At 60.1% G+C, this 6358-nt stretch carries 7 protein-coding genes and 1 pseudogene; 2 read left to right on the top strand and 6 right to left on the bottom strand.

What is annotated here, in order from left to right:
- The first annotated feature begins 56 nt into the window (after window positions 1–56).
- Complete coding sequence (locus tag AC07S6_RS25145; protein ID WP_495113280.1) at window positions 57–518, top strand: hypothetical protein; 462 nt, start codon at window positions 57–59, stop codon at window positions 516–518.
- 106 nt (window positions 519–624) lie between these two features.
- Here the strand turns inward: AC07S6_RS25145 and AC07S6_RS25150 are convergent, their stop codons facing one another.
- The 6 genes and pseudogenes from AC07S6_RS25150 to AC07S6_RS25175 form a co-directional block, all read right to left on the bottom strand.
- Window positions 625–1050 (bottom strand): methyl-accepting chemotaxis protein, encoded by a 426-nt coding sequence (locus tag AC07S6_RS25150; protein WP_371321886.1) that lies wholly within the window; start codon window positions 1048–1050, stop codon window positions 625–627.
- A gap of 120 nt (window positions 1051–1170) precedes the next feature.
- Window positions 1171–1944 (bottom strand): annotated as a pseudogene (locus tag AC07S6_RS25155) (PAS domain-containing protein); the annotation flags it as partial.
- Between the two features lie 188 nt (window positions 1945–2132).
- Entirely contained in the window at window positions 2133–3083 is a 951-nt protein-coding gene (locus AC07S6_RS25160; protein WP_495113281.1) for an aliphatic sulfonate ABC transporter substrate-binding protein, read from the bottom strand.
- A 110-nt stretch (window positions 3084–3193) separates the two neighbouring features.
- Window positions 3194–3715, bottom strand: a complete 522-nt coding sequence (locus AC07S6_RS25165; protein WP_495113282.1) for a sigma-70 family RNA polymerase sigma factor — start codon at window positions 3713–3715, stop codon at window positions 3194–3196.
- A 108-nt stretch (window positions 3716–3823) separates the two neighbouring features.
- Window positions 3824–4615 carry a phosphate/phosphite/phosphonate ABC transporter substrate-binding protein gene (locus AC07S6_RS25170; protein ID WP_495113283.1) on the bottom strand — a complete coding sequence of 264 codons (792 nt, stop codon included), beginning with the start codon at window positions 4613–4615 and terminating at the stop codon, window positions 3824–3826.
- 9 nt (window positions 4616–4624) lie between these two features.
- Window positions 4625–5554, bottom strand: a complete 930-nt coding sequence (locus tag AC07S6_RS25175) for a fatty acid desaturase (protein WP_495113284.1) — start codon at window positions 5552–5554, stop codon at window positions 4625–4627.
- A 301-nt stretch (window positions 5555–5855) separates the two neighbouring features.
- On the opposite strand from AC07S6_RS25175, the gene AC07S6_RS25180 reads away from it, so the two are divergent.
- Window positions 5856–6284 (top strand): GNAT family N-acetyltransferase, encoded by a 429-nt coding sequence (locus tag AC07S6_RS25180; protein ID WP_495113285.1) that lies wholly within the window; start codon window positions 5856–5858, stop codon window positions 6282–6284.
- The last annotated feature ends 74 nt before the right edge of the window (window positions 6285–6358 follow it).

The raw sequence follows: 6358 nt of genomic DNA on the forward strand, positions 1-6358 counted from the left end.
ACCGGCACAGTATTTGCTCCAGCTGTCGCACCGTCTGTTTTCATAGGTGACCGATCATGCTGGTTAACAACACTCAAGCGGCGTCGAACGTGCAACAGATCACGAGACCCGACATGGACCCCGCCAACGCCGCCGCCAGTGCGCTGTACAGCGGCGCCCTGCAGGCTGCGCAACACAGCGTGACAGTGCCCGCCGCGCAGAAAGAATTGGACAAGGCCAGCGATCGCATCGACGAAGCCTTCGCCAAGACTCGCGTGCAGTTACAGGCCACAACTAATGGGGCACGTACCGAGTTCACCGAATACATGAGCAAGACCCCAGCCGAACGTATTCGTGAACAGTTACTCAAGGAACATGGGCTGACCGAAGAACAAGTGCAGGCGATGCCCCAGGACAAACAAGACGCCATCGCCAAACAAGTGGCCGAGCGCTTGAAAGAGCAGCAACAGCAGCAGGTGGCGGCGAAGGCTACTGCTTCGCCAGCCCAGACACTTAAAGAAACCTTGGCCGCGATCTAAACAGGTGCGAGCAGGCTTGCCTGCGATGCAGACAACTCGGTGGATCTGCCAGACCGAGGTGATGCTATCGCTGGCAAGCCTGCTCCCACATAGAGCGGGGTCTGCGCTATTGCAATTGCAGCGTCGAATTGAACTGACTGATCGCATCCACCACATGCCGTGACCCTTCCTGGATCTCCAGGATCACCTGCCCCGCCTCGTTCGCCAGCTCCACGCCCAGGCCCGTACGGCTCAAGCTCGACTGCATGCTCGACACGGCGCTCAACGACAGGTCATGGTTCTTGCGCACCACGTCCACGATCTCAACGGTGGCCTGGCTGGTGCGAGCGGCAAGGCTGCGCACTTCATCGGCGACCACCGCGAACCCACGCCCGTGCTCGCCCGCCCGCGCGGCTTCAATCGCCGCATTCAGGGCCAGCATGTTGGTTTGTTCGGCAATGCTGCGGATGGTTTGCACGATGGCGCCGATGATGTCCGACTGTTTGCTCACCGCATCGATGCTCTGCGCCGCCTGGTTAAGGTCGTGGGACATGGCTTCAATGATCTGCACCGTTTGCTGCACTACCTGCGAGCCCTTGCGGGCGCAGGCATCGTTCTGCACCGAAGTGGCGTGGGCCGAGTCGGCGGCCGTGCGCAGGGTGCTGACTTGCTCGGTGATATCGCTGGCGAACTTCACCACTTTGTACAAGCACCCATGGGTGTCGAAGATGGGGTTGTAAGAGGCTTCCAGAAACAGGGTCTTGCCGTATTTGTTTTTACGTTCGAAGCGGTGAGAGTGAAACTCACCGCGATTGAGTGAAGCCCAGAACGCCTTATACGCCGGGGACTCGACTTCGCTGCGGTGGCAAAACATGCTGTGATGCTGGCCGATGATTTCTTCGCGCGTGTACTGCACCGTGCGCAGGAAGTTGTCGTTGGCATTGAGGATCTGGCCCTGGGGAGTGAATTCGATTACCGCCATGGAACGGCTGATGGCGTCGATCAGACTTTGGTTTTCGTGTTCGTGATGGACCCGTGCGGAAATATCCGCCGCCACCTTGATCACACTGCGTACCTGATGGTCGCTGTCCAGCACCGGCAAATAGCTGGCTTCCAGCCACACTTGCTCACCGCGTTTGTTAAGGCGCATGAAGGTGCCGCTGAGCGCCTCGCCTCGCGCCAGATCGCGCCACAACTGGTGGTAGGCATCGGTGTGGGTATACACCTCCTCGCAAAACAGGCGGTGATGTTTGCCACGGATCTCCTCGACGCTGTAGCCCATGGTTTGGCAAAAGCGTTCGTTGGCATTCAGGATCACTCCCGTGCGGTCGAACTCGATCATCGCCATGGAGCGACTGATGGCGGCAAGCTTGGCGTTGGCTTCGGTGAGGGCACAGGAAAAACGCTGGATTTCTTGCAGGTCGGATTTGTGCTGGCGGTTGAACATGGTCAGATCACCCTAGATTCCCGGCGCCTGGAGGGCGCATTCCATTCATACGTTGGATATTTCTGGTACACCTGCATGGGGAAATAACCATTGGAAACGCTTTATCGGCCAAGCGTCGTTAACGGTTCTGGGTGAGCATAGACAGGCCTTGGCACTCTGCAAGGCCATTAATCCGCCAGCATTGCTGCTCAGGGATGATCAAGGGGCTTGAAGACAGCCTGCTGCACATCGACTTTTTTCGGGATCAGGCCGTTGGCAAAAAACAGGTCGGCGGTGCGTTGCTGGTTGGCGATATCGATGGCCGCCAAGGGGCGGATCGGCTCAGGCGAGCGATGTTCGAAGTAGCTTTTGACCACCGCCGGTTGCAGGCCCAGGGTGCCGGCCATCAGCGTGATGCTCGCGGCAGGCTCATCAAGCGACAGGCGCTGCGCCTTGCCAAGCGTCTGGATAATCGTGGCGATGGCCTCTGGGTGCTGCTTGGCAAACGGGTGGTTGACCACGAAGAAACTGCCCGCAGGGTTCAACCCTTGACCGTCCCGCAGCACACGTGCCGAGCCGTCGATCACGGCGGCCGAGTAGTACGGGTCCCACACCACCCATGCGTCCACCTTGCCTTGTTCGAACGCGGCGCGGCCGTCGGAAGGCGACAGGTACACCACATTCACATCCTTCCACTGCAACCCGGCGTGCAGCAGGCTTTTGAGGAACAGGTTGTGTGCACTGGAGCCCTTGAGCAATGCCACGCGCTTGCCCTTGAGTTCGGCCACGTTCTGCACGGTGCTGGCCTTGGGCACCAGCACTGCTTCGGCCTTGCCCTCGTTGGGCTCGACGGCAAAATACTGCAAGTCGATCCCGGCCGCCTGGGCGAAGATCGGCGGGATATCGCCAATATTGCCGATGTCCAGGCTGCCGGCGTTGAGCGCTTCGATCAGCGGCGGGCCACCGAGGAATTCGGTCCACTGCACCTGAGTGCCCGGCAGTGCGGCTTCGAAGAGCTTGTGCTCACGGGCGAGCACCATGCTGACCGAGCTTTTCTGGTAGCCGATGCGCAGCGTGGAAGGTTCGGCCGCCGAGGTGGGTTGCGCCATTACTGCCAATGCCAGCAGCGAACTGCCCAGCAGGTGTCTGATTGCTTTCATAAGTTGCCTCTTGGTGGTTCGATCAGATTCAAAGTGAGCACAGGAAGTGTGGGAGCTGGCTTGCCTGCGATGGCGGCCTGTCATGGCCAGAGGTGTTGGCTGGCTCACCGCTATCGCAGGCAAGCCAGCTCCCACATTTGATCGGGGTGGGATTCAAGTCCGGTAACAGCGCGGGCCATGTAGTCACTGACCGAGCGCTGGGAAATCCCCAGTTCGGCGGCGATCTTGGGGTACGTCAGGCCGTTGACGCGGGACAACAGGAACGCCGTCTTGACCTTGGCCGGCAAGCGGTCGAGCGATAGATCGATCGCTTGCAGGGCTTCGAGTACCTGGGCCCGGTCCTCGGCGCAGGCTGCATCGTCATCCAGCGCAGCGAGGTAGGCACGCTCCAGGTCACGCCGGCGCCACACCTGGTACACCAGGCGCTGGGCAATGGTGGTAAGCAATGCGCGAGGCTGTCGTATCGGCGTTACCTGAGGTGCACTCAAGAGCTGGACAAACGCGTCGACGGCGATGTCTTCGGCGTGGGCACGGGAGTTGAGGTAGCGGTGCAAGCGGCTGCACAGCCAAGGGTAATGAATGCGAAACAGTGAGCCCACGTAGTCGCTGTGAGCACGATCGGCGCCGGACATAGGGGCTCCTTCTGAGTAGGTTGCGCGGTATGTCCGGTGTTCCGGTGAAGCAATCCTAGCAAGGCTTCTTATGCTTTAATAATATTTAAAACGCATTTTTATATAACCTTATTGAAGTACCGAATAGCCGATGCTGGCGGCTTTGTGCTCGTAATCCAGCACCACCTGGTAGTCATCTTCGCTGGCAGGAAGCACAGCTCGCACACCGAGGGTTTGCGCCACCTGCGGCAGGTCCTGCAACGCCAGGTTCATCGCCTCACGAATCTGCGCTACCTGCGCATCGCTCAAGCCCAGCGCACCTATGTAAGGCAAAGTCGGGCTCGGCGCGCTGCGGGTGATGACGCGCAGGCCCGCGACCTCTTCGGGGGCGAATCGGGCGAGGTAGTCGTAGGTGACGCTGTCGATGGCGGCGAGGTCGGCGTGGCCTTCACGCAGCCAGCGCAAGCTCTCACGGTGGGCACCGCTGATGCCGACTCTGGCGAAGAAACGCCCGTCGCGCTGCAACGGCGCCAGGCAGTCACGCAGCAGGTTCATGCCGCTGTTGGAGTCGTGGCCGTTGATCACGCCGCGGCTCTGGTAGAACTGCGCCAGGCGGGTACGCGGGTTGTCAGCGCGGGTCAACAGCAGGCTGCAATGTTCGCCGTGGCTGCTATGGGCCAACTCGTAACGGGGGCGCCCAATAATGCGCACCTGGCCGCGCAGTTGGGTCATCAGCGGGTAGCCGCAGGTTTGGCTGACGAGCAATTGCGGCGCCAGCCACAGGCCGCGGAAGTCGAGGTGGTCGGCATCAAGACGATGCAGCTTCAAGCGCTCGATGATGCGCGCCAGCCAGTGTTGATTGGCCTGCTGGATGGGCTCGGGCGCAACGTACATGCGCAGGTCGGCGTAGTGTTCACTCATGGTCGCCTCTCAGGCAAACGGGTGCCGGGGACTGTCGATGGCCTTGAGGCCGTGACGGCTGATCAACTGGCCGTAGCCTTGCACCAGGAAACCACCGCTGCGCGCCAGCCACTGCTCGCGCCGGGCACGGTACACCCTGGGCAGCAGGTACCACGGCAACTTTGGCAGATCGTGGTGCACCAGGTGCAGATTGTTGTTGAGAAACAGCCAGGCCCAGGGCCAGGACGCTTCGTTGAGCACTGTGCGCTGTTCCGGCCGGGGATGGGGGCGGTGCTCATAGTAGGAACGGATCGAAGCCAGGGACAACGCTGGCACGCTGACCAGCAGCAGGTAATGCCACACCGCAAGCGCGCTGTAGTAGGCGATGAAACTCAGCATCAGCACAGTGACGGCGCCGTGGGCCAGCCACATCGGCCATACCTGGGGCAGGCGTTGAAACTCGTGACGGGCCAACCGGCCAATGGCCAACGGCGCAGCCAGCAGGAAGCGGCCAAGCACGGTCTTGGTCAGCCAATGCACGCCACGTTCGAACAGCGAGCTGTTGTTCCATTGCTGCTGATTGAGGTAGCGGCTTTCCGGGTCGATGCCCGGTAGGGTCAGGTTGTCGTCGTTGTGGTGCAACAGGTGGCTGTCGCGGTACAGCGTATAGGGATACCACACCGCGAAAGGCGCATAGCCGAGGAGTTTATTGAGCAACAACGAACGGGTCGGGTGGCCGTGGAGCAATTCGTGCTGCACCGATAGCCACAGAGTCACCAGCGGAATCAGCAACAACATGCTCAGCCACAGGCCCAGCCACCGGCTGCCAAGGATCACCGCGAACCAGCCGGCATATACGCCGATCAACAGTAGCCAGGTCGGCCATTCGGTTCTTGCCACAAAGGTCGTCGCCAGGGCTTCGATTTCCCGGCGTTGGGTCGGATCAAGGTAATTGGCCATCGGCAGCTCAGAGCAGGTGTTTCCTGCTCTGTGCAATGAGGCGGGAAAATCTTGTAGATCGTTTGGTTCTAAGCGTGTAACTCAGTGACCGAACAGGCCCGCTTCGGATTTTTTGGTCTTCTTGTCCGCGCGTTTTTCATCCGCGGTCTTTGCCGGTTTTTTCTTCGCGGCTTTCTTTGAATCCATACCTTTGGCCATGATGCATGCTCCACTAACAGGGGATGTAGCACTGGGTATACCACCTATTGCCCGGCAGAAGGCGCTTATAATCCCCTGCCCTTGATAACGCTTGTCTGAACCCATGCCCCCATTGCACATCGAACCGCTGGCCGAGCCTCTGTGGCCACTGCTGAACAAGTTTTACCGCAGTCACAATTCATCGATGAAGGCGCTCAAGGGCGGCCGTTTGTGGGTAGTGCGAGATGCCGAGATCGTGGCCGGCTTGTGCTTGAGCCCGGTGATGGGTGGGCAGTGGCTGACGGGAGTGTTTGTGGCGCCGACCTATCGTGGCCAGCGGCTAGCGGCGCGACTGATTGGCGAGGCCGTGGCGAGTTGTGAAGGGACGGTCTGGTTGCTGTGCCATCCGGACCTGGAAGGGTTGTATCAGGGCATGGGGTTCAGCCAGGACACGGTTTTGCCGCAATCGCTGAGTGAACGGCTGGTGCGTTACAAGCGCAATAAGCCGATGATTGCGATGGGGCTCAATGCCCCAGTCCTGAATAAACACTGATCGAATGTGGGAGCTGGCTTGCCTGCGATAGCGGTGTATCAGCTACAAATAAGGTAGCTGGCCCACCGCTATCG

This window comes from Pseudomonas sp. GW821-FHT07B01 (assembly GCF_059419065.1).

Excerpts from the sequence above, each read along its gene's own strand:
- AC07S6_RS25160 (WP_495113281.1), bottom strand. The coding sequence starts at position 3,083 with ATGAAAGCAATCAGACACCTGCTGGGCAGTTCGCTGCTGGCATTGGCA.
- AC07S6_RS25180 (WP_495113285.1), top strand. The coding sequence starts at position 5,856 with ATGCCCCCATTGCACATCGAACCGCTGGCCGAGCCTCTGTGGCCACTG.
- AC07S6_RS25165 (WP_495113282.1), bottom strand. The coding sequence starts at position 3,715 with ATGTCCGGCGCCGATCGTGCTCACAGCGACTACGTGGGCTCACTGTTT.
- AC07S6_RS25145 (WP_495113280.1), top strand. The coding sequence starts at position 57 with ATGCTGGTTAACAACACTCAAGCGGCGTCGAACGTGCAACAGATCACG.
- AC07S6_RS25170 (WP_495113283.1), bottom strand. The coding sequence starts at position 4,615 with ATGAGTGAACACTACGCCGACCTGCGCATGTACGTTGCGCCCGAGCCC.
- AC07S6_RS25150 (WP_371321886.1), bottom strand. The coding sequence starts at position 1,050 with ATGTCCCACGACCTTAACCAGGCGGCGCAGAGCATCGATGCGGTGAGC.
- AC07S6_RS25175 (WP_495113284.1), bottom strand. The coding sequence starts at position 5,554 with ATGGCCAATTACCTTGATCCGACCCAACGCCGGGAAATCGAAGCCCTG.